Origin of the sequence: Kitasatospora sp. NPDC059462, from assembly GCF_042749955.1 — a bacterium.
Lineage (GTDB): Bacteria > Actinomycetota > Actinomycetes > Streptomycetales > Streptomycetaceae > Kitasatospora.
This window is the reverse complement of record NZ_JBHYUU010000069.1, coordinates 1-20,382: the sequence shown is the minus strand read 5'-3', so window position 1 is coordinate 20,382 and position 20,382 is coordinate 1. Positions and strand designations below refer to the sequence as shown.

General features: G+C 74.5%; 11 protein-coding genes and 1 pseudogene. 5 read left to right on the top strand and 7 right to left on the bottom strand.

The window, feature by feature from the left end; all coding sequences use genetic code 11:
- Window positions 1-141, bottom strand: a pseudogene (locus ACFXAM_RS19085) (sigma factor); the annotation flags it as partial.
- Between the two features lie 225 nt (window positions 142-366).
- Between ACFXAM_RS19085 and ACFXAM_RS19080 the strand changes: the two are divergent.
- Complete coding sequence (locus ACFXAM_RS19080) at window positions 367-5,190, top strand: RHS repeat-associated core domain-containing protein (protein WP_380292644.1); 4,824 nt, start codon at window positions 367-369, stop codon at window positions 5,188-5,190.
- A gap of 1 nt (window position 5,191) precedes the next feature.
- On the opposite strand, the gene ACFXAM_RS19075 is transcribed toward ACFXAM_RS19080, so the two are convergent.
- The 3 genes from ACFXAM_RS19075 to ACFXAM_RS19065 form a co-directional block, all read right to left on the bottom strand.
- Window positions 5,192-7,363 (bottom strand): BTAD domain-containing putative transcriptional regulator, encoded by a 2,172-nt coding sequence (locus tag ACFXAM_RS19075; RefSeq protein ID WP_380292642.1) that lies wholly within the window; start codon window positions 7,361-7,363, stop codon window positions 5,192-5,194.
- 140 nt (window positions 7,364-7,503) lie between these two features.
- Window positions 7,504-7,830, bottom strand: coding sequence for a MazG-like family protein (locus tag ACFXAM_RS19070; protein WP_380292640.1), 327 nt, complete (start codon window positions 7,828-7,830; stop codon window positions 7,504-7,506).
- A 239-nt stretch (window positions 7,831-8,069) separates the two neighbouring features.
- Window positions 8,070-8,723 (bottom strand): TetR/AcrR family transcriptional regulator, encoded by a 654-nt coding sequence (locus tag ACFXAM_RS19065; protein ID WP_380292638.1) that lies wholly within the window; start codon window positions 8,721-8,723, stop codon window positions 8,070-8,072.
- 131 nt (window positions 8,724-8,854) lie between these two features.
- Between ACFXAM_RS19065 and ACFXAM_RS19060 the strand changes: the two genes are divergently transcribed.
- The 3 genes from ACFXAM_RS19060 to ACFXAM_RS19050 all read left to right on the top strand — a co-directional run bounded on the left by ACFXAM_RS19060 (window position 8,855) and on the right by ACFXAM_RS19050 (window position 11,477).
- Window positions 8,855-9,835, top strand: a complete 981-nt coding sequence (locus tag ACFXAM_RS19060) for an alpha/beta hydrolase (protein ID WP_380292636.1) — start codon at window positions 8,855-8,857, stop codon at window positions 9,833-9,835.
- A gap of 130 nt (window positions 9,836-9,965) precedes the next feature.
- Window positions 9,966-10,736: an NAD(P)-binding domain-containing protein gene (locus ACFXAM_RS19055; RefSeq protein ID WP_380292634.1), complete on the top strand. Its 771-nt coding sequence runs from the start codon at window positions 9,966-9,968 to the stop codon at window positions 10,734-10,736.
- A 99-nt stretch (window positions 10,737-10,835) separates the two neighbouring features.
- On the top strand, window positions 10,836-11,477 hold the full coding sequence (locus tag ACFXAM_RS19050) for a carbonic anhydrase (protein WP_380292632.1): 642 nt from the start codon (window positions 10,836-10,838) through the stop codon (window positions 11,475-11,477).
- Between the two features lie 10 nt (window positions 11,478-11,487).
- On the opposite strand, the gene ACFXAM_RS19045 is transcribed toward ACFXAM_RS19050, so the two are convergent.
- The 3 genes from ACFXAM_RS19045 to ACFXAM_RS19035 all read right to left on the bottom strand — a co-directional run bounded on the left by ACFXAM_RS19045 (window position 11,488) and on the right by ACFXAM_RS19035 (window position 13,910).
- Window positions 11,488-12,213: a maleylpyruvate isomerase N-terminal domain-containing protein gene (locus ACFXAM_RS19045; RefSeq protein ID WP_380292630.1), complete on the bottom strand. Its 726-nt coding sequence runs from the start codon at window positions 12,211-12,213 to the stop codon at window positions 11,488-11,490.
- Window positions 12,214-12,269: 56 nt separating this feature from the next.
- Window positions 12,270-13,142 carry a class II glutamine amidotransferase gene (locus ACFXAM_RS19040; protein ID WP_380292628.1) on the bottom strand — a complete coding sequence of 291 codons (873 nt, stop codon included), beginning with the start codon at window positions 13,140-13,142 and terminating at the stop codon, window positions 12,270-12,272.
- 174 nt (window positions 13,143-13,316) lie between these two features.
- Window positions 13,317-13,910, bottom strand: a complete 594-nt coding sequence (locus tag ACFXAM_RS19035; protein ID WP_380292626.1) for a phosphoribosylanthranilate isomerase — start codon at window positions 13,908-13,910, stop codon at window positions 13,317-13,319.
- A 344-nt stretch (window positions 13,911-14,254) separates the two neighbouring features.
- On the opposite strand from ACFXAM_RS19035, the gene ACFXAM_RS19030 reads away from it, so the two are divergent.
- A partial coding sequence (locus ACFXAM_RS19030; protein ID WP_380292624.1) for a ricin-type beta-trefoil lectin domain protein occupies window positions 14,255-20,382 on the top strand: 6,128 nt, incomplete at its 3' end.

Below are 20,382 nucleotides of genomic sequence, written 5' to 3'. Positions count from 1 at the left end.
CGCGGGCCTTCCAGGCCCGCAGCAGCGTCTCCTGCACGACGTCCTCGGCATCGTGGCACGACCCAGCATCCGGTAGCAGAACGCCGTCAACTCGCCCCGGTACGGTTCGTCATCCACCCGCCCATCATGCCGCACGGGCATCCCGCGCCCTCCGGGAGGAAGGCGCGGAGCCGGCGGTCGGTCCGTTCGGGGCGCCGGCGAGCCGCCCGGGGCGCGGCCGACCTGCGGCGATGGTGCTCGTAGCGGTGTCGTAGCGGGCTCGAAGCGGCCCTCCGTACGGTCCTCCGCAGCGGCGCCGCCCCGTTCCGAGGTGGCGGTGACCGCGCGTCGGGCAGCGGTGGGAGCCGCTGCCGGGAGGGCGGAAGGATGAGACGACCACGATGGGGGCTGGCGGCCCGTCTGGCCGCGTTCGGGATGCTGGTGGGCGGCCTGACGGTGCCCGCCGGGCCGGCGGGCGCGGCGACGGCGCCGTGCTCGGCGGAGTCCCGGACGGTGACGGACTACAAGGGGCGGCCGTTCCCGAGGATCTACCACTGCGCCACCTACGTCGCCCAGACGATGTTCGCGAACATCCAGGACGCCGCGCCGCTCGACGACGTGACCGCCATGAACCTCGGGTCCGACATCTGGGGGGTCTGCCAGGTCCAGGGCCGGGCCAATCCGGTGATCCAGGGGAACACCAACACCTGGTGGCTCTACACCCAGGGCGACGCGGTCAACCGGGACAACAACTACGGCTACACCAACGCCTGGGGGTTCCTCCCCGCGACGGCCCTGGTCCAGGGCGAGCAGAACGCTCCGGTCCCCGGCGTGCCGGTCTGCGCCACCGACTACGCCGTCCCGGGGGCACCGGGCGTGGCGTCCGCGAAGTACCCGGCCGACGGCACCTGGTCCGGCGGCGCGGGCGAGGCCGGCTCGTTCACGCTCACCCCGGTGGCCGGCACCACCGACCTCGCGGGCTTCGTGTACGGCCTGGACACCAACCCGCCCGGCACGTTCGTCCCCGCGACCGGGCCCGTCACGGTCACCGTCACCCCGTCCGCGGTCGGTCCGCACACGCTCCACGTGCGGACGAAGGACAAGGCGGGCAACCTCTCCCCGGTCACCCGGTACACCTTCAGGACGGGCCGGGGCGCGGTGACCTCGCCGGCGGACGGCCGGCGCACCCCCGGCCGGGTGCCGCTGTCGGCGGCCTTCACCCCCGAGCACACCCAGGTCCGGTTCGAGTACCGGCGCGGCGAGGCCGACGCCTGGCGGACGGTGCCCGCCGCCGACACGGTGCTCGCCGCGAGCGGCACGGCGGTCACCTGGCCGGTGGCGACCACCGGCGGGGTCTCGCCCGATCTGCAGTGGGACGTCGCGCGGTCGCTGCCCGAGGACGGCACGATCGACCTGCGGGCGGTCTTCACGGCCGCGACAGGGAGCTCCCCTACCGAACCGGTGCGCCTGGTGCTCGACCGCGGCGCGGACGGCGCGGCCACCGAGGAGATCGGCCCCGGTTCGGTGAACCTGCTGACCGGTGACTTCGAGCTGACCACGACCGACGCCTCCGCGCTGGACCTCGCCGTCAGCCGCACCGCCTCCTCCCGCGAACCGGACGCCGGCGCCCGGCAGGAGGGCCAGGTCGCGCCGTTCGGTCCGCAGTGGACGACCGGCGGCGTGGCCCAGGCCGCCGACAGCGACTACGTCCAGCTCCGGCGCACCTCGCCCACCTCGGTCGAGGTGGTGCGGACCGACGGCTCGGTGACCGGATTCACCGCCACCGCCGCCGGGGCGTGGACGCCCGAACCCGGCGCCGAGGCGCTCACCCTGACCGGCACGCTGTCCTCCGGCGGCTTCACGCTGGCCCGCACCGACGGCACCGTCACCACCTTCGAGAAGGTCGACCCGGCCGCGCCCACCTACCCGGTGCGGACCACCGCCCCCGCCACGCCCAACTCCACCGTGCTCCACATCGCGGAGAAGGTCGTCGGCGGCGACGGCACGGTGCGGGCCCGGCCGGTCCGGATGATCGCCCCGACCCCGGCGCTCGCCAACCTCGCCGTCTGCAACACCGCCTCGGGCGTCGCCCCGCTGCGCGGCTGCAAGGTGCTGGACCTGGTGTACGCCACGGCCACGACGGCGACGGCCACCGCGCTCGGCGACCGGGCCGGCCAGGTGCGCGAGGCCCGGGTCTGGGCCACCGACCCGGCGGACGGCGTGGTCAAGGCGTCCTCCGTCGCCCGCTACGCCTACGACGCCGAGGGGCGGCTCCGCGAGACCTGGGACCCGCGGATCACCCCGGCGCTGAAGACCGCCTACGCGTACGACGACGCCGGCCGGGTCACCGGACTCACCCCGCCCGGCGAGCTCCCGTGGACCTTCACCTACGGCCGGGCCGGGAACCCGGCCACCGCGGGCGACGGCATGCTGCTGAAGGCCTCCCGGCCGACCCTGGTGCCCGGCAGCGCCGACCGCACCGACGGCACCGGCGCCGTCTCGGTGGTCTACGACGTCCCGGTCGCCGGCCCCGGCGCGCCCTACGCGATGGGCGCCACCGACATCGCCGGCTGGGGCCAGGGCGCCCGGCCCGTCGACGCGACCGCGGTCTTCCCCGCCGACCAGGTGCCCGCCTCCGCCACCGGACGCGGCGCGCTCGGCAGCGGCGACTACCGGCGGGCCACCGTGCACTACCTCGACGTGGACGGACGCTCCGTCAACACGGCGCAGCCGGGCGGCCACCTCTCCACCGTCGAGTACGACCGGGCCGGCCGTACGGTCCGGGAGCTCTCCGCGGCCGACCGGGCGCTGGCGCTGGGGCAGGGCGCGGGCGCGGCGGCGCGGCTGGCCGAGCTGGGCCTGCTCGGGCTCGACACGGACGAACGGGCCCGGCAACTGTCCGAGCTGACGCTCCACGACGCCGCCGGGGGCCGGGTCACCGAGACCCTCGGCCCGCTGCACACGGTGGCACTGGCGGACGGGCTCGCCGCCGCCGACGGCCTGCCGGCGATCCCGCCCGGCGGGCGGACCCCGGCCCGCCGGCACGTGGTCAACACCTACGACACGGGCCGCCCGACCGACGGCTCGGCCGTCGTCGAGGACCTGGTCACCCGGGTGGACACCGGCGCGAGCGTCCCCGGCTATCCCGTGGACGCCGATGTGCGGGCCACGGCCACCGGGTACGACTGGACGACGGGCCAGCCCGTGCGGAACGTCCAGGACCCGGACGGCCTGGCGCTCACCCGCACCACCGGCTACGACGCGGCCGGCCGGGTCGTGCGCTCCGGTCTGCCGGCCTCCGACGGTTCCGACGCGGGCACCACCGTGACCGCCTACTGGACGGCGGAGGGCACGGGCGAGTGCGCCGGGCGGCCCGAGTGGGCCGGGCTGGTGTGCCGCACCGCCCCGGCCGGCCCGGTCGCCGGCGGCCAGGGCAATCCGCAGCAGCTGGTGACGAAGACGATCACCTACGACCGGTGGGGCCAGCAGGCGACGATCACCGAGACCGCCAACGGCGTGAGCCGCACCACCGCCAACACCTTCGACGACGCCGGCCGGGAGACCAGGAGCGCGGTCACCGGGGGCTCCGGCACCCCGGTCGCCGAGACCACCACCCAGTACGACCCGGCCACCGGCAGACGGGCCGGCACCACGGCGTCCACCGGCGGAACGGTCCTGCGCGAGTACGACCTCCTCGGCCGGCTGCTCGCCTACACCGACGCCGACGGCGGGCGCACCGCCTTCGGCTACGACGCGCTGGACCGGCCCGTCCGGGTCACCGACTCGGCGCCCAGCTCCACGACGTACAGCTACGACACGGTGAAGGAACCGCGCGGTCTCGTCACCGGTCTGTCGGACTCGGTCGCCGGGGCGTTCACGGCCTCCTACGACGCCGCCGGGCGGCTCTCCGCCGCCACGCTCCCGGGCGGGGTGAGCCTGGAGCAGGCCGCCGACGAGACGGGGCAGCCGGTCCGCCGGTCCTACACCCGCAACGGCGCGGTGCTGCTGGCGGACGCCGTCACGCCGACGGTCCACGGCCAGTGGAGCAGCCGGTCCGGTCCGGCCGCGGTGACCTACCGCTACGACCGGGCCGGACGCCTCACCACGGTCGACGAGACCGCGAACGGCGGGTGCACCCGGCGGACGTACGCCTTCGACCGGAACTCCAACCGCACCGCCGGGACCACCGCCGCCACGGCGGCCGCCTCCTGCGCCACGACGGGCGGCAGCACCGAGACGTACGCCTACGACACCGCCGACCGGTTGGTCGGCACCGGGTACGCGTACGACGCCTTCGGGCGGACCACCTCGCTGCCGGGCGGAACGGCGATCCAGTACCACGTCAACGACCGGGTGCGCAGCCAGACGTCGGGCTCCACCCGGCAGACGTGGGAGCTGGACCCGGCGATGCGGCCGCGCTCCTGGGTCGTGCAGGAGAGGGCGGCGGACGGCAGCTGGACCACCTCCGCCGGCAAGGTCAACCACTACGGCTCCGAGGACGACTCGCCGCGCTGGATCGTCGAGGACCGGGCGACGGGAGCGATCACCCGCAACGTCGTGGGCATCGACGGCAACCTGGCCGCGACCACCTCGGCCGGCGGCGACGTCCGCGTCCAGCTGACCGGCCTGCACGGGGACGTCGACGCCGTCCTCGACGCGGCCGGCGGCACGGTGACGACCAGGGCCACCGACGAGTACGGCGTGCCCGCCGCCGGACAGCCTCCGGCGGCACGGTACGGCTGGCTCGGGCAGAAGCAGCGCTCGGCGGAGGCGCAGGGCGGCACGCTGCTGATGGGCGTGCGGCTGTACGCGCCCGCGCTGGGGCGGTTCCTCCAGGTGGACGGAGCCCTGGGCGGCAACGCCAACGCGTACGAGTACTGCAACGGGGACGCCGTCAACTGCACCGACACCACGGGGTACGGCGGCTGCAAGATCCGGTACGTCGTGTGCGGACACGTGATCAACCTGGGTTGGCACACCATCCAGATCGCCGAGAGCTGGTGCAACGGCGGCCCGTGCAGCAACTCCCGCAAGCACTCGTTGGCGCCGGGTGCGAGCTCCAAGGCGTACTACCCGGACACGGACGGCTTCAGGTCGTCCCACTGGTCCTCGGTGCGGATGGGCCTGGTGCCGCTCGGGCTGTGGCGGCCCAACAAGTGGCAGAAGATCTGGGACACCGTGCTCTCGTCCCCGTTCATCGTCGTCGGGTAGATCAGGACGCCCGGTGCCTCACCAGCACCGGGCGTTCGCCGATCCGCAGGGCGCCGCCCGGGGCCAGGGAGGTCGTGGTGCCGTCGAGGTGGTCGACGCGGTAGGCGTCGGGGCCCGCCGTCATCACGGCCTCGCCGTGGTCCGTCCAGCGGATGGCGGCCTCCTCCCCCTGCGCGCCGTGCTCGCCCCGGACGAGGAACCGGCACTCCCACACCGCGGCCGGCAGACCCACCGCCGTGCCGTGACCGCAGGAGCGGATCCGGGCTCCGGCGAGCCAGCGCTGGAGCTCCTCCACGGCCAGCGCCGCCCGGGTGGGCGGCCCGCCCTCGGCCTGGAGGACGAGCGGCAGCCGGCGGCCGCCCCAGCTGTAGAAGTACATCCGCGGGTACCGCAGGTAGAGGCCCACCAGGTAGAACCGGACGGCCTGGTCCACCGCCTGCTCCTCGCCCAGCGTGGAGTCGGCCGCCAGGCGGTAGGTCGTCCCGGTGTTCCACAGCGGCAGGTGGCTGCCGGCCTGGTGGAACGTGCGGTCGATGAGCGCGCCGAGTTCGACGATGGTCTCCGGCGCGTCCCCCTCGTTGCGCTGGTGGAGCTTCACCCCGGCGGCGTCGCAGTGGCGGTAGCCGCCGGCGGCGGCGAAGTCGGCGAGGAAGCGGCGGGGCGCCTCGTCCCAGAGCTCGCCCATGGACGGGCAGACCACGGTGGCCGACGGGTCGGCGGCCTTGATGATGCGCGCGGCCCGTTCGGTCAGCGCGGCCAGTGTCTGCGGATCACCGGTGTAGAAGCGAGGGGAGTTGGCCGTGTTCCACAGCTCGTAGGCGTCGATCCGGCCCCGGTAGCGCTCGGCCACCTGGCGGACGTACTCGTCCCAGTCGGCCGGATCCGCGGGCGGACCGGTCCGGGAGCCGTCGTCGTAGGCCATCCGGGGCGCGTCCGGGGCGGCCCAGCCCGGGGTGCCGCCCATCGTGTAGAGGACCGGCAGCCGTTCCACGCCCGCCCCGGCGACGAGGCGGTCGAGGATCTCCCAGTCGAACTCGCCGCGGCGGGGCTCGACGTTGGTCCACCGGGTGCGGCTGTCCCACAGCCGCACGGCGCCGACCCGGAAGGACGGCATCGCGCCCGAGGAGCTGTTGAGCGTCACGCCGAACAGCTCCGGGGCGACGGGCGCCGCGGGCTCCCCCACCCAGGCGGGGCCGAGCACCTGCTGCGACGGCCCGCGCTCCGGGGCCGGGGTACCCGGGGCGCCCGGCGCGGAGGCGTCCCCGCGCACGGCCACCGGCAGCAGCACCAGCAGCAGGCCGAGGACCAGGCTCGCCGCGCCGGTGCGGCCGCGGACCGGTGCGGCGGCCCGCGCCGGTGGCCGTACGACGGGACCGGGCGGCGCCTCGGCGGGCTCCCCCGCCACCGGGCCGGCGAGGGAGAGCCCGGGATCCGCGGCGAGGATGGCCGCGTGGACCCGCCGCAACTCCTCGCCGGGCCGGACGCCGAGCTCGTCGTCGAGCAGTTCACGGCCCCGGGCGTACACGGCGAGCGCGTCGGCCTGCCGTCCGCAGCGGTACAGCGCGAGCATGTACTGGGCGCGCAGCCGCTCCCGCAGCGGGTGATCGGCGGTCAGCGGCACCAGCTCCGGCACGAGTTCGCCGTGCCGGCCGAGGGCGAGGTCGGCCTCCAGCCGTTCCTCCAGCACGGCCAGCCGGTCCTCCTCCAGGCGTGCGGCGACCGCGTCGGAGAACGCGGTGCCGATGTCCTCCAGCGCAGGACCCCGCCAGAGTCCGAGCGCCCGCCGGTAGGCCTCGGCGGCCGTACCCGTCTCACCGGCCCGGGCGGCGGCACGGCCCCGTTCGACGTGCTCGCGGAACTCCGCCAGGTCGAACGAGGCGGTGCCGGCCACGCTGAGCACGTACCCGGGCGCGCGCGTCTCGATCAGCGGCGTCCCCGCCCCGTCCTCCCCGAGCGCCCGCCGCAGCCCGTGCACCAGGGACTGCACCTGCGCCCGCGCCGAGGCGGGCGCCGCGTGGCCCCACACCGCGTCGATGAGCCGGTCCAGCGAGACGACCTGACCCTCGTTCAGCAGCAGGACGGCCAGCAGGGCCCGCCGTCGCGGCCCGGCGATCGGGACGGCCCGGCCGTCCCGGCGTATCTCCAGCGGCCCCAGCACCGCGAACTCCAGCACGCCTGTCCCCCGGCTCCCCGCTGCGGTCGAAAGCTGGACCGGCCCCCCTCAAGATCCGGCCGATCGCGAGGTCATGGTGTCATGCACGGACCTACGGGGTCACCCACTCCTGCGCCACGGCCCGGCCGTGGCGGAGACCGCTACGGCGCGACCGGTCGCGCGGGGGTGCGGGCGGCGACCATCCGCAGGTGCTCCTCGAAGAACCAGCGCGGGTCCCCGCCCATCCGCACCAGCAGGACGAGCGCCGTCACGGCGACGTCGCACGCCTCCTTCCGTACGTCGTCCCAGTCATGGGAGCGCCCCTTGCGCGGGTTCTCCCCCAGCGCCCCGATCGCGGCCTCGGCGACCTCTCCGACCTCCTCCTGGAGCTTCACGATCTGCATCAGCCAGCGCTGCTCGCCGACCATCGCGGAGTGCGAATCAAGGCTTTGGGCAAGGGAGTTGAGCGTCTTCCAGGTGTCGTCCATGGCGCTGGATCCTGCCGCTGTTCGAACCGTCCGTTCAACACGGGCGGTTCCCGGCGAGCCTGTGGCGAACGCGGCGTTTCCGGGCAGCGGCCCACGACGCCCCCGCACCGCCCCGCCGGGCCCTCCCACGCCCGACGCGCCCGACGCGCCCGCCCCCGCCCGGATCGACGTCGCCTCCGCAGGTTCACCTGACCGGGTGCACTTCCGCGCCCGCCCCGGCGACGCGCCCGGCCGGGGCGTCAGGCGGTCCGGGCCTCGATGTGGGCGAGGTGGGCGGCGAGGACGTCTTCGAGCACGGCGCGGCGGTCCGCTCCGAGGGGGCGGAGGTCGCGGGCGAAGTGGGCCAGGGCGGGGAAGCGGTCGGGGTCCGCGCCGAGCACCGCGACGCGGAACTGCTCGATGCCCTGCTCGTACTCCTCGGGGGTGATGGCGCTGAAGCCGGCCTCGGCGGAGATCAGCGCGGCGATGAGGGTCACGATGCGGTGGTAGCGGAGCGGGATCTCCTCGTCGGGCAGGCCGGAGGCGCGCAGGGCTTGCAGCACCTCCTCCATGACCGCCCGGGAGCCGGTGCCACCGGAGCCGTAGCGGCCCCAGACCGCCGCGAGCTGGGGCTGTTCGCCGAAGGCCTCGCGCAGGCGCAGGGCCAGGGCGGTGATGCGCTGCTTCCAGTCGCCCTCGGGGCGGTGGCCGTCCATGGCGGCCAGCAGGACGCGGTCGGCGACGGCGCGCAGCAGTTCGGTCCTGTTCCGGAAGTGCCGGTAGAGGCTGGAGGAGTCGGTCCCCAGCGCGGCGGCGAGTCTGCGCACGCTGAACGACTCGGCGTCGCCCGTGCGCAGCAGCTCCGCCGCCGCCTTGAGTATCTCCTCGGTCGACCATCGCCTGCGGCCAGTCATCTCGCCCCTCTCGTCAGGTCTCAGCCTAACCCGTGCACTTGGTGTTGCACGCACCGCGTGCATAATGAGGACGACCAGCTGTCCGAGCGTCACCGCACACCCGGCGACCGGCCGGGAGGGAAGAAGGACACATGAGCGGGAGCACGACCGCCGCGCGGCCGCCCGAGCCGGACTTCTCGACGGTCACCGCCGAGGAACTGCTCGCCTACCGCGAGGCGGAGAACCGCTTCCGGGCCTCCGGCGCGGCGCGGGCGTTCCTCGGGGAGCCCGACCCCGGCGCCGCCGTCGCGTGGCAGCGGGTCGCGCTGCCCGGGCGGGACCTGCCGGTCCGGGTGTACCGGCCGGCCACCGACCGGAACCGGGACGGTGACGGGGACGGGGACGGCGCCACCCGGACCGCCCTGCCGCTCGTCGTCCACGTCCACGGAGGCGGTTTCGTCGGCACGGCGGTGCAGTGCGACTGGACCAACAGTCACCTCGCCGCCCGGCTGCCCGCGCTCGTCGTCTCCGTCGAGCACCGGCTCCTCGCGCCCGGCAGCCCGCTCGCGGACGCCGCCGACGACGGCTGGGACGTCCTCGGCCACGTGCTGCGGCACGCCCGGGAGTGGGGCGCCGATCCGGCGCGCACGGCCGTCTTCGGCGAGAGCTTCGGCGCGCTGGTCAGCGCGCTGACCGCCCTCCGGGCGAGGGAGGCGGGCCTGGAGCTCAGGGCGCAGGTCCTGGTCAACCCGCTGGCCGATGTGACCGATGCGATGTTCGACCTGCCCTCCGTCACCGAGTACGCCCACGAGCCGTCCCCGGCCCTGCCGCTCCTGCGGTTCGTCCAGCGGCTCGCCGTCCCGCAGGGGACCGACGCCCGCACGCTCTCGCCGCTGCACGCGGACGACCTGGGCGGCCTGGCCCCGGCGCTCGTGGTGGTGCCCACCCGGGACGCGCTCGCCGATCACGGCCGCCGCTACGCCGAGCGGCTGCGCGCGGCGGGGACGCCCGTGCGGCTCTCCGAGTACCCGGACGCGCAGCACGCGTTCCTCACCCTGCCCGGCCTCGAACCGCAGGCCGCGACGGCCCAGGCGGAGATCCTCCGCTTCCTCCGCGCGGCCCTGGGGAACTGACGGAGGGGAACACCGGGGCACCCGGGGACGACGAGGGCGCGCGACCGGCGGCACGCCGGCCGGGCCGGCCCCTCACCGCCGGGGCCGCCACCGGGGGCCGCCACCACCGCGTACACGGGAGGACGACACAGTGCACCGCATCGGCATCATCGGAGTGGGCGAGATCGGCCGGGCGATCGTCGAGGGCCTGCGGGGCGGCGGCGCCTCCGCACCGCCGGAGGAGGTCTTCCTCTCCCCCCGGGGGGCCCGGACCGCCGCCGAGCTGGCCGGGCGCTTCGAGGGCGTCCGGGTGTGCGCCGACAACCAGGAGGTGGTGGACCGCTCCGAGCTGGTGATCCTCGCGCTGCGCCGCCAGGACCACCGCGCGGCACTCGCCGGGCTGAAGGTGGACGGCACCAGGACCGTGGTCAACCTGACGGCCGGCGTCTCCACCGAGGAACTGCGCCGGACCCTCGCCACCGGCGCCCCGATCGTCCACGCCATCCCGCTGCCCGCCGTGCGCGAGCGCCGTTCGGTCACCGTGACCCGGCCCTCGCACCCGGTGGTGGACGCCCTCTTCGACCGGCTGGGCGGGGCGCTCCCGGTGGCGGACGAGGACACCTTCGCCGTCCTCTCCGCGCTGACCGGGACCCTCACCGCCCACTACGCCTACCTGACCGCCCTCACCTCCTGGGCCACCGATCACGGCATCGCGCCCGAGGTGGCCGACCGCTACGTGCGCGGCCTCTTCGAGGGCGTCGGCCGCTCCCTGGCCGACGGGACCCGCCCCCTGCACCGGCTCGCCGCCGACCACGAGACACCCGGCGGGAGCAACGAGCGCATCCGCACCACCTGGTTCGGTCCGGCCAACGCCGCGGCCCTCGGGGAGGCCCTGGACGGCCTGCTCGACGATCTGCGCTGAGCCGCGCCCGGGGGCCGCCGCCCGGCCGCGGCCCCGATCCGGGGCGGCCTGCCCGTCCCCGGTGCTGCCCGGCCCGGAGCCCCACCGTAGGCTGCCACCATGACCGGTGATCGAATGACTGTCCACGCCGCCCTGGAAACCCTGCTGGCCGGTAACCGGCGATTCACGGCGGGATCCCCCGAGCACCCCAACCAGGACGCCGCCCGGCGGGCGGCCATCGCCCCCGCGCAGAGCCCGTTCGCCGTCCTGTTCGGCTGCTCCGACTCCCGCCTCGCCGCGGAGATCATCTTCGACCAGGGGCTGGGCGACCTGTTCGTGGTGCGCACCGCCGGGCACGTGGTGGGCGCGGAGGTGCTGGGCAGCATCGAGTACGGCATCAGCGTGCTCGGCAGCCCGCTGGTCGTCGTCCTCGGTCATGACTCCTGCGGCGCCGTCGCCGCGACCCGCGCCGCCGTCGAGGAGGGCACCACGGCCACCGGCTACGTGCGCGACGTGATCGAACGCGTGACCCCGAGCGTGCTGGCCGCCCGGGCGGCGGGGCACACGGAGAACTCCGACTTCATCGACACCCACATCCAGCACACCGTCGACCTGCTCCTGGAGCGCTCGCGCACCCTCGCCGAGGCCGTCGCCGCCGGGACGGCCGCGGTGATCGGCGTCTCCTACCGCCTGGCCGACGGCACCGCGCACCTGGTCACCGCGCACGGTCTGGAGGAGGCGCCCGCCGGCTCGCCCTCGTAGACCGGGCCGCTCAGCCGAGGATCAGCGGCAGCCTCACCCCGGGAGCCCCGGGGAGCCCGAGCCCTCCGGAGTCGTCGGGCGCCCCGGAGTCGTCGGGCGCCCCGGGGCCGGGCGCCCCGAGCCACGACCGCTCGGCCGGTGTCGCGGGGCGCCGCCCGGTGCCGACGAGCAGTGCGTCGGCGTCCGCGAAGGGTGCGGGGAACGGGGCCCCGGCGACGCGCTCCAGCAGCCGCCGTGCCGCGGCGAGCCCCTCGGCGGGCGGTCCCGGCACGTGCGGCAGGTGGGCGACCAGGTCCAGGTGGTGCAGCGTCCACTCCAGGACGTAGGCGTCCAGGTAGTCGCGCGCCGTCAGCACCTGCCCCTGGGTGGCCACCCGCAGCGCCGGGTCGGCGAGCTCCGCGGCGCGCCCGGCCGCGGAGCCGACGTCGTCCAGGTGGAAGCGCAGCAGCGCCGGGTCCCCGTACGCGGCGGCCAGCCGGACGGTCAGGGCGTCCAGCGGGTCCGGCCCGTCCGGCGGTCCGGCGGCGGGCCGCCAGTACGACGCCGCGTCCGTGGTCGGTTCCGCCGGGGACGGGGTCACCAGGGTGATCAGCACGTCCTGGGCGTCGATCACCAGGTGGCACACCAGGTCCCGCACCAGCCAGCCGGCACACCCCGACGGCCGGGTGAAGTCCTCCGCCGCGAGTGCGTCGACCGCCGACCGCAGCGCCGCCCACGACGGCCCGAAGAGTCCCATCGGCGCACGCTACCACCACCCGCGGCCGGGGGCCGGGGGCCGCACGACGCCGGGGATCAGACCGCGGCGGCCTGCGGCCGGAAGGTGCGGATCGCGTCGTGGCCCTCCTGGACGACCGCGTAGCTCGACTCGGGAACGGGGTTCCAGGCCCCCGGCAGGTCGCCCAGCGGCTCGGAGACGATGATGCGGGCCTGCTCGGACGCCATCTGCAGGACGGGGTTGTCCGGGTGCAGGGCGCGCAGCGCCTGGACGCTGGTGCTGAAGTACAGCGACCGCGAGGCGCGCTCGCTCGAATAGCGGAACGCCCACAGCCGCTTGCCCTCGGAGACCGCCACCGTCATCTGCAGGGGGTCGGCGACGCCGTGGCGGGCCGCCGTCGCCTCGACGAAGCCGGCCATGCGCTCGACGGCGCCCGGGACGTCGTCGCGCAGCCCGAAGGTGAGCGCCAGGTGGAACATCAGCTCCGAGTCGGTGGAGCCCTCGATCGAGGGGTAGAAGGAGGCGTCCACGGCGACCATCAGGTCGCGCTTGAGTTCCGGGAAGTCGCGGATCGACCCGTTGTGCAGCCACAGCCACGGTCCGTAGCGGAAGGGGTGGCAGTTGGTCTGCTGCACCGCCGTGCCGGTGGAGGCGCGGATGTGGGCGACGAACAGCGGTGAGCTCACGCACCGCGCCAGCTCGCGCAGATTGCGGTCGCTCCAGGCGGGCCCGGTCCCCCGGAAGACCGCGGGCTCCACGACGCCGCCGGGCTCCCGGAGGCCGGGCGCGCCCTGGTCGGCGGGGTACCAGCCGATGCCGAACCCGTCGCCGTTGGTCGTCTCCACTCCCATCCGGGCGTGGAGGCTCTGGTCGATCAGCGAGTGGGCGGGCTTGTAAAGCAGGACCTCCAGCCTGATCGGGGATCCGGAATAGGCCAGCCAACGACACATGCGGCTCACCTTCCTCACGGGAGACGCGGCCTCGCGCCACCGCGGCCTCACGGCACCGCGGCCGCACGACACCGCGGCGCGCGGACCGTCGGCCGGGCTCCTTCCACGGTAGGCCGAGGAGCCCGCCCGGGCGCGCGGAGCACCGCGGCGCCGCCCCGGCCCACCGGCCGGCCCTCAGGCGGACTTGGCGGCCCAGAGGAACTCAGCGATCAGGGCCGGGTCCTTGACGCCGCGCCGCACCTCCACGCCGCTGGAGACGTCCACGCCCCACGGCTTGGCGACGGCGATCGCGTCGGCGACGTTCGCCGGGCTCAGCCCGCCCGCCAGCACCCACCGCCCGGCCGGGGGCGTCCGCCCCAGCGCGGACCAGTCCCACGGCTCGCCCGCCCCCGCCACCGGCGCGTCGAGCAGCAGCAGGTCCTCGCCGAAGTCACCGCTGTCCGCCCCGGCCGCGGCGGCCGCCGAGGTGGCCCGGATCAGCGGCAGCCCCAGGTCGGACAGCTCCGCGAAGGCGGCCGCCGGGTGGTTGCCGTGCAGCTGCACCGCCCGCACCCCGGTGGCGCGCACCGCCTCGCGCACGTACGCGGCCGGCTCCTCGCGGAAGACGCCCACCGTCAGCACCCCCTCGGGCACCGCGGCGGCCAGCTCCCGCGCCAGCTCCGGCGACACCCGGCGCGGGCTCTCGGTGAGCACGAACCCGATCGCGTCGGCACCGGCCGCCACGGCGGCGGCGACGTCCTCGGCGGTGCTGAGACCACAGATCTTCACGAACACGTTCCCGGACGCTCCCTACTCGACGGCGGCTGCCAGGGTACCCCCGGGAGGCCGGGCCGGGAGCGCCGTGATCGCGCCCGATTGGGAGCTTTTCCCCGAATGGGAAGGAGTGCGCGGATCGTCCCTCCTTCTGACGACCTGTCGCATTGTTCGTCTTCAGATCGATACAAACCCCGAGGGATTCCGACTATTCCTTATGGGATCTTTATGCCCTGACCTTTCCTCAGGTCGGACCCACAGACGATGATCCCTCGGGAGTAGCGTTGCTACGGAAGTCCCAGGCCTCACCTGCGTTCGCAGGTGGGGCCTTCACTACGCGCAGGGCACGGCGAATAGCCGTGCTCGCCGCCCTCGGCCTGCTGGTGGAGACCGGCGTGGCCCTCAACGGGCTGACCGCGCCCCCGGCGGCGGCCGCGGAGCCCTCGCCCGCGGCCCGGTCCGCCGGCACCGCCCCGGTGACGGAGGCGCCCGACCAGACGTCGGCGCTGCTGGCGGCCCGGACGAACAACCGGCGGATCGAGGTGACCGGGGCCCGGACGGAGACCCTCACCCTCTGGGCCAACCCGGACGGCACGCTGAGCCAGGAGCTCTCGGCCGGCCCGATCCGGATGAAGCTCGGCGAGGCCTGGGTGCCCGTCGACACCACGCTGGTGGAGACCGGCGACGGCAAGGTCGCGCCGAAGGCGCACCCGGAGGGCCTGGTGTTCGCCGGCGGCGACGCCTCGGTGAAGACCGGCGACCCGCTGCCGTCCGCGGCCCCGGCCGTGCCCGCACCCGCCTCCCCGGCCCCGGCCGTGCCCGCGGACCCGTCCGCACGGGCCCGCCGCACCCCGGCCGCCGCATCGCCGTTCGCGGCGCCGGCCCCGGCGGCCGAGGCGCAGCCCCAGGCCCCGGCGCCCGCCCCGGCCCCGCAGGACCTGGTCAAGGTCGGCTCCGGCGACCGGCAGGTCGAACTCGGCTGGCTCGGCAAGCTGCCCAAGCCGAAGCTCTCCGGCTCCACCGCCACCTACCCGGACGCCCGTCCGGGCGTGGACCTGGTGCTGGAGGCGACCAGGACCGGCTTCGAGCAGTACCTGATCGTCAAGGACCGGGACGCCGTCTCCCAGGCCGGCACGCTGACGCTGCCGCTGGACACCACCGGCTACCAGGTGGAGCGCCAGGACGACGGCTCGATCCACCTGACCGACGCGGCGGGCGGCAAGCCCACCGTGCGGATCCCCGCCCCGGTGATGTGGGACGCCGCGCTGGACGAGGCGTCCGGCGAGCACCTGCACCGCGGCGCGGTGTCGATGGAGCTGCGCGGCGCGGGCCCGGGCAGCGAGCTGGTGTTCACCGCGGACCCGGCGTTCCTGGCGGACCCGGGCACCCGGTACCCGGTGACCATCGACCCGGTGGTCGACGTCGGCACCAACTTCGACACCTTCGTCCAGACCGACTTCGGCACCGACCAGTCCTCGTCGACCGAGCTGAAGGTCGGCACGTACAACGGCGGCGCGGTCAAGGCCCGTTCCTTCCTGCACTTCCCCGGTGGCGGGTTCAACGGGAAGCAGATCCTGAACGCCAAGCTGTACCTCGCCAACTTCCACTCCTACTCCTGCAGCCCCAGGAAGTGGGAGGTCTGGGCGGCCCAGTACGCGAGCACCGGGAGCAGGTGGGGCAACCAGCCCGGCCTGATCACCAAGTACGGGGAGTCCACCGACACCTGGGACATCGCGGGCGACCCCGACTCGTACAACTGCTACGCGTCCGACGGCACCTACTGGGCGAAGGCGGACGTCACCAACCTGGTGCGCGACTGGTCCGGCATGGGCGCGGGCACCTACGCGCTGGGCCTGAAGGCCACCGACGAGAACGACTCCTACGGGTGGAAGAAGTTCGAGTCCTCCGAGGGCGGCCACGCCCCGTTCCTGTCGATCACCTACAACTCGGTGCCGCCGACCCCCTCGACGGTCGACGTCCTGCCCTCCCAGCAGGGCAACCCGCGCTACACCTCCTCCGCCACCCCGGTCTTCCAGGTGCTGGCCAGCGACCCGGACGGCGGTGACGTCGGCGCCGACTTCGACCTGTACCGCGAGGGCGTCTTCGTCAAGCGCGTCTACAAGCAGGGCCCCAACGGCAGCTACCTCCAGGTCCGGCCCGCCGACTTCGGGCTGGCCCGGCTCGACGAGGGCGTGTCGTACTCGATCGGCTCGCGGCTCTGGGACGGCCAGGTCAACTCGGGGTGGACGCCGAGCGTCACGGTGATCGCCGACACGGCGAAGCCGGCCTCGCCGTTCGTCAACTCCGCCTCCTACCCGTCGGACGGCCTCTGGCACGGCTCGGCCGGGCAGGCCGGCACCTTCACCTTCACCCCGGCCCCCGGGGTCGCCGACCAGATCGCCTTCGTCCACAGCCTCGACGGCGCCGCCGCGGTGACCCTCGACGCCACCGGCGCGGCGAACGCCACCATCACCCCGGCCACCGACGGCCACCACACCCTGAAGGTCCAGTCGAAGGACCGGGCGGGCAACCTGTCCGACCCGACCGTCTTCGCCTTCTCGGTCGGCCAGGCCGGGCTGGTCTCCCCGGTCGACGGCAGCCAGGCCGCCAAGCGCGTCAAGCTCCAGGTCGACGCCCAGACCCAGTACAAGCGGGTGGTCTACCAGTACCGGCGCGGCCCCGGCGCGACCGAGTACAACGTGCCGCTCGCCAATCTGGCCAAGGCCGACAACACGCCCGTCACCGACCCGAAGCCGCTGCTCGCCGACCTCGGCCCGCACGCCAACTGGACGGTCGTCGACACCCTCGGCACCGTCGGCGGCGTCGTCCAGGTCCGCGCCCTGCTGTTCCCGCAGGACGGCTCCGGCACCGGCTACCCGACCGCCTGGAACACCATCACCGTCGACCGCAACGCCGACGGCGCGGCCGGCGCCGACATCGGCCCCGGCTCGGTCAACCTGCTGACCGGCGACTACTCCGTCGACGTGACCGACGCCGACGAGTTCGGCGTGTCGGTGGCCCGCAGCTCCTCCTCGCGCGACCTCGGGCGCGGCTGGCAGCCGCAGGGCGAGCGCCTGACGGCCAACCAGCGGCAGATCGGGTTCGACACCAACGGCTTCACCGCCGTCCAGGCCACCGTCGAGCGCTCCACCGCCCGCGGCCACGACAACAGCACCGACTCGCTGCGCATCGTCGCCAACGCCACCGGCCAGGACTCCTACGCCGCCATCGGCGACCACTCCATGGCCATGGGCATGAAGCCCGGCCGGACCTACCGGCTCTCCGGCTGGATCTACGTCCCCGGCGCCACCGGTCTCGGCCCCGACTTCACCGACCGCGGCCTGCGGCTGGCCGGCTTCACCAAGACCGCGGCCGGCTACGCCCAGATCACCTCCGGAAAGGCCGGGTTCACCGACGGCTGGCAGCAGCTGACGGTCGACATGGCCGTCCCGCAGGACGCCACCGAGGCGTTCTTCCGCCTCTACAACGGGTTCTCCGGCAACGGGAAGGAGGTCTTCTTCGACGATCTGTCGCTGAAGGAGATCGTCGCGCCGTTCGGCCCGCAGTGGTCCGGCGGCCCGGACGCCGGTACCGGCTCCGAGTACCGCTCGCTGGGCTTCCCCGAGTCCGACCTGGCGGAGATCAAGCTCACCGACGACTCCTCGCTCACCTTCGCCAAGGGCACCGGCGGCACCTTCTTCCCGGAGCCGGGCGCCGAGTCGCTCACCCTGACCGCCCAGCCCGCCGTGGCCGGCCGGATCACCACGCCGACCACCGGCCGCTGCCTGGACGTCAACGGCGGCAACACCGCCAACGGCACCGCCATCCAGACCTGGGACTGCAACAGCAGCGGCGCGCAGCAGTGGGTCCTGGGCGACAACGGCTCGGTCTCCGCGGTCGGCAAGTGCCTGGACGTCCCGAACGCCTCCACCGCGGACTACACCAAGATCCAGCTGTGGGACTGCAACGGCACCGGCGCCCAGCAGTGGGAGGTCCGTCCCGACGGCAGCCTGATGAACGCCAACTCCGGCAAGTGCCTCGACGCCCCGGACTCCGGCGGCCAGGGCACCCAGGTCACCCTGCACTGGTGCCACGGCGGTCTCAACCAGAAGTGGACCCCGGCCAACTCCGGTACCACCTACAAGCTCACCGACCTCGACGGCAGCACCACCGTGTTCGCCCGGGGTCTCGGCACGAACGCGTTCCAGGTCCAGAGCGAGACCGGCGCGGAGGCGGCCTCGACCACCCGCTACGTCTACGACGTCACCGACGGCCGGGCGCTGCCCAAGCGCGCCGTCCCGACGGTGGAGCCCGGCGTGGACGACACGGGCGGCTGCCTGGTCGACCCGCTGCCGCGCGGCTGCGAGGCGATGGACTACGACTACGCGGTCACCACGACGGCGGTCGCCGGGACCCCCGGTGACTTCACCGACCGGATCCGCTCGGTCAGGGCCTGGTCGTGGAACCCGGTCACGGCGAAGCAGGAGGCCGTCGAGGTCGCCCGCTACGCGTACGACGAGCGCGGCCGGCTGGTCCAGGTGTGGGACCCGCGCCTGGCCCAGCCGCTGAAGACCACGTACGACTACGACGCGGACGGCCGGGTCACCCGGATCACCGCCGCCGGTGAGCTGCCGTGGAACCTCGACTACGGGAAGGCCGCGGCCGACCAGGACCCGGGGCGCCTGCTGAAGGTCCGCCGCGCCGCGCTGGCGCAGGGCAGCAAGGACCAGGTCAGCGGCGAGGTGGCGACCAACGTCGTCTACGAGGTGCCGCTGACCACCGGCGCCGGCGGTCCGTACGACCTGTCGGGCGCGGACGTGGCGAAGTGGGCGCAGCTGGACGCGCCGACCGACGCCACGGCGGTGTTCGGTCCGGAGGACGACCCGGGCGTCAACACCGCGACGGCCGTCAAGCCCGGTCCGGGCGGCTACAGGCCGGCCGCCGTCCACTACCTCAACGCCTCCGGCAACGAGGTCAACGCGGCGAGCCCGTCCGTCACCCCCGGCGGTGACATCGACACCACCGAGTACGACCGCTACGGCCATGCCGTCCGGACCCTGGAGGCCACCAACCGGGCCATCGCCCTGGGCACCCACCCGGACACCGCCCGGTTCGTCGAGGAGCTCGGCCTGCCCGCGGCGTCCGCCGACCGGGCCCGTCTGCTCGACTCCCGCACCACCTTCAGCGCGGACGGCCTGGACGTCGTCGAGACGCTCGGCCCGGTGTACCGCGCCTCGCTCGCCGAGGACGTCGCGGCCGGCACCAACCCGGCGGCCGTCACGGTCGAGGGCGAGAACATGCCCCGCCTGGGCACGACCGCCTCGGTCATCACCCAGAACGGCGACGGCAGCTGGGTCGGCGGGGGCGGCTGGTCCGGCAACGCCCAGGTCATGCTGCTCGGCAAGAAGACCGGGGACAGCGCCTCGTTCCGGGTCAGCGTCCCGGAGGAGGGCAAGTACCTGCTCTCCGCCAGGATGACCAAGGCCGCCGACTACGGCATCGTCAAGTTCGTCCTCGACGGCACCGACGTCACCGGCAGCTTCGACGGCTACAACAACGGCGTCACCACCTCGCCGTGGTCCGCCGGCGCCCCGGTGCAGCTGGCCCGCGGCGACCACCAGCTCGACCTGGTCGTCACCGGCACCAATCCGTCGGCCGGCCAGCCGTACTACCAGGCGGGCATCGACACCCTCACGCTGACCAAGACCACCGTGAACCCGGCCCTCGCGGCGGGGACGCCGGTGGTGGCGCGGGACCACAACACCAACACCTACGACGAGGGGAAGCCGGACGGCAAGGCGTACCACCTGGTCACCACCCAGACCGACGGTGCCCGGATCGACGGATACGCCGATGACGTCGAGCTGCGGGTCACCAGGACCGGCTACGACACGCCGATCGGCGGGACCTCGGGCTGGGCGCTGAAGACCGCGACGTCCATCACCACGGACGCGCTGGGCGCCAAGCTGACGTCGACGGTCAGGTACGACGCCTCGGGCCGGGCCGTCGAATCCCGCAAGCCGGGCTCGAACGGTGCGGACGCCGGGACGGTGAAGTCGGTGTTCTACACCGCCGGCGCCAACCCGGACGACGCGCTGTGCGCCAACCGTCCGGAGTGGGCGGGCCTGCCCTGCGTGACCGGTCCGGGTGGTGCGATCACCGGCGCGGACGCGTCGCGGATGCCGACGACGCTGCCGGTCAAGCGGGTCACCCGCTACTCGCCGTTCGGCGAGCCGGAAGAGGTGACCGAGACCAACGCGGGCAAGTCCCGCAAGACCGTCACCACCTACGACGGCGCGGACCGCATCCTCTCGACCGAGATCACCTCGGACGAGGGCAAGGCGCTGCCGAAGGTCACCACCGAGTACGACCCCGCCACCGGCGACATCGTCAAGACGAACGCAGGCGGCAAGTCGCTGACCCGGGTGATCGACCAGCTCGGCCGGCTGATCTCCTACACGGACGCCGACGGCGGCACCACCACCTC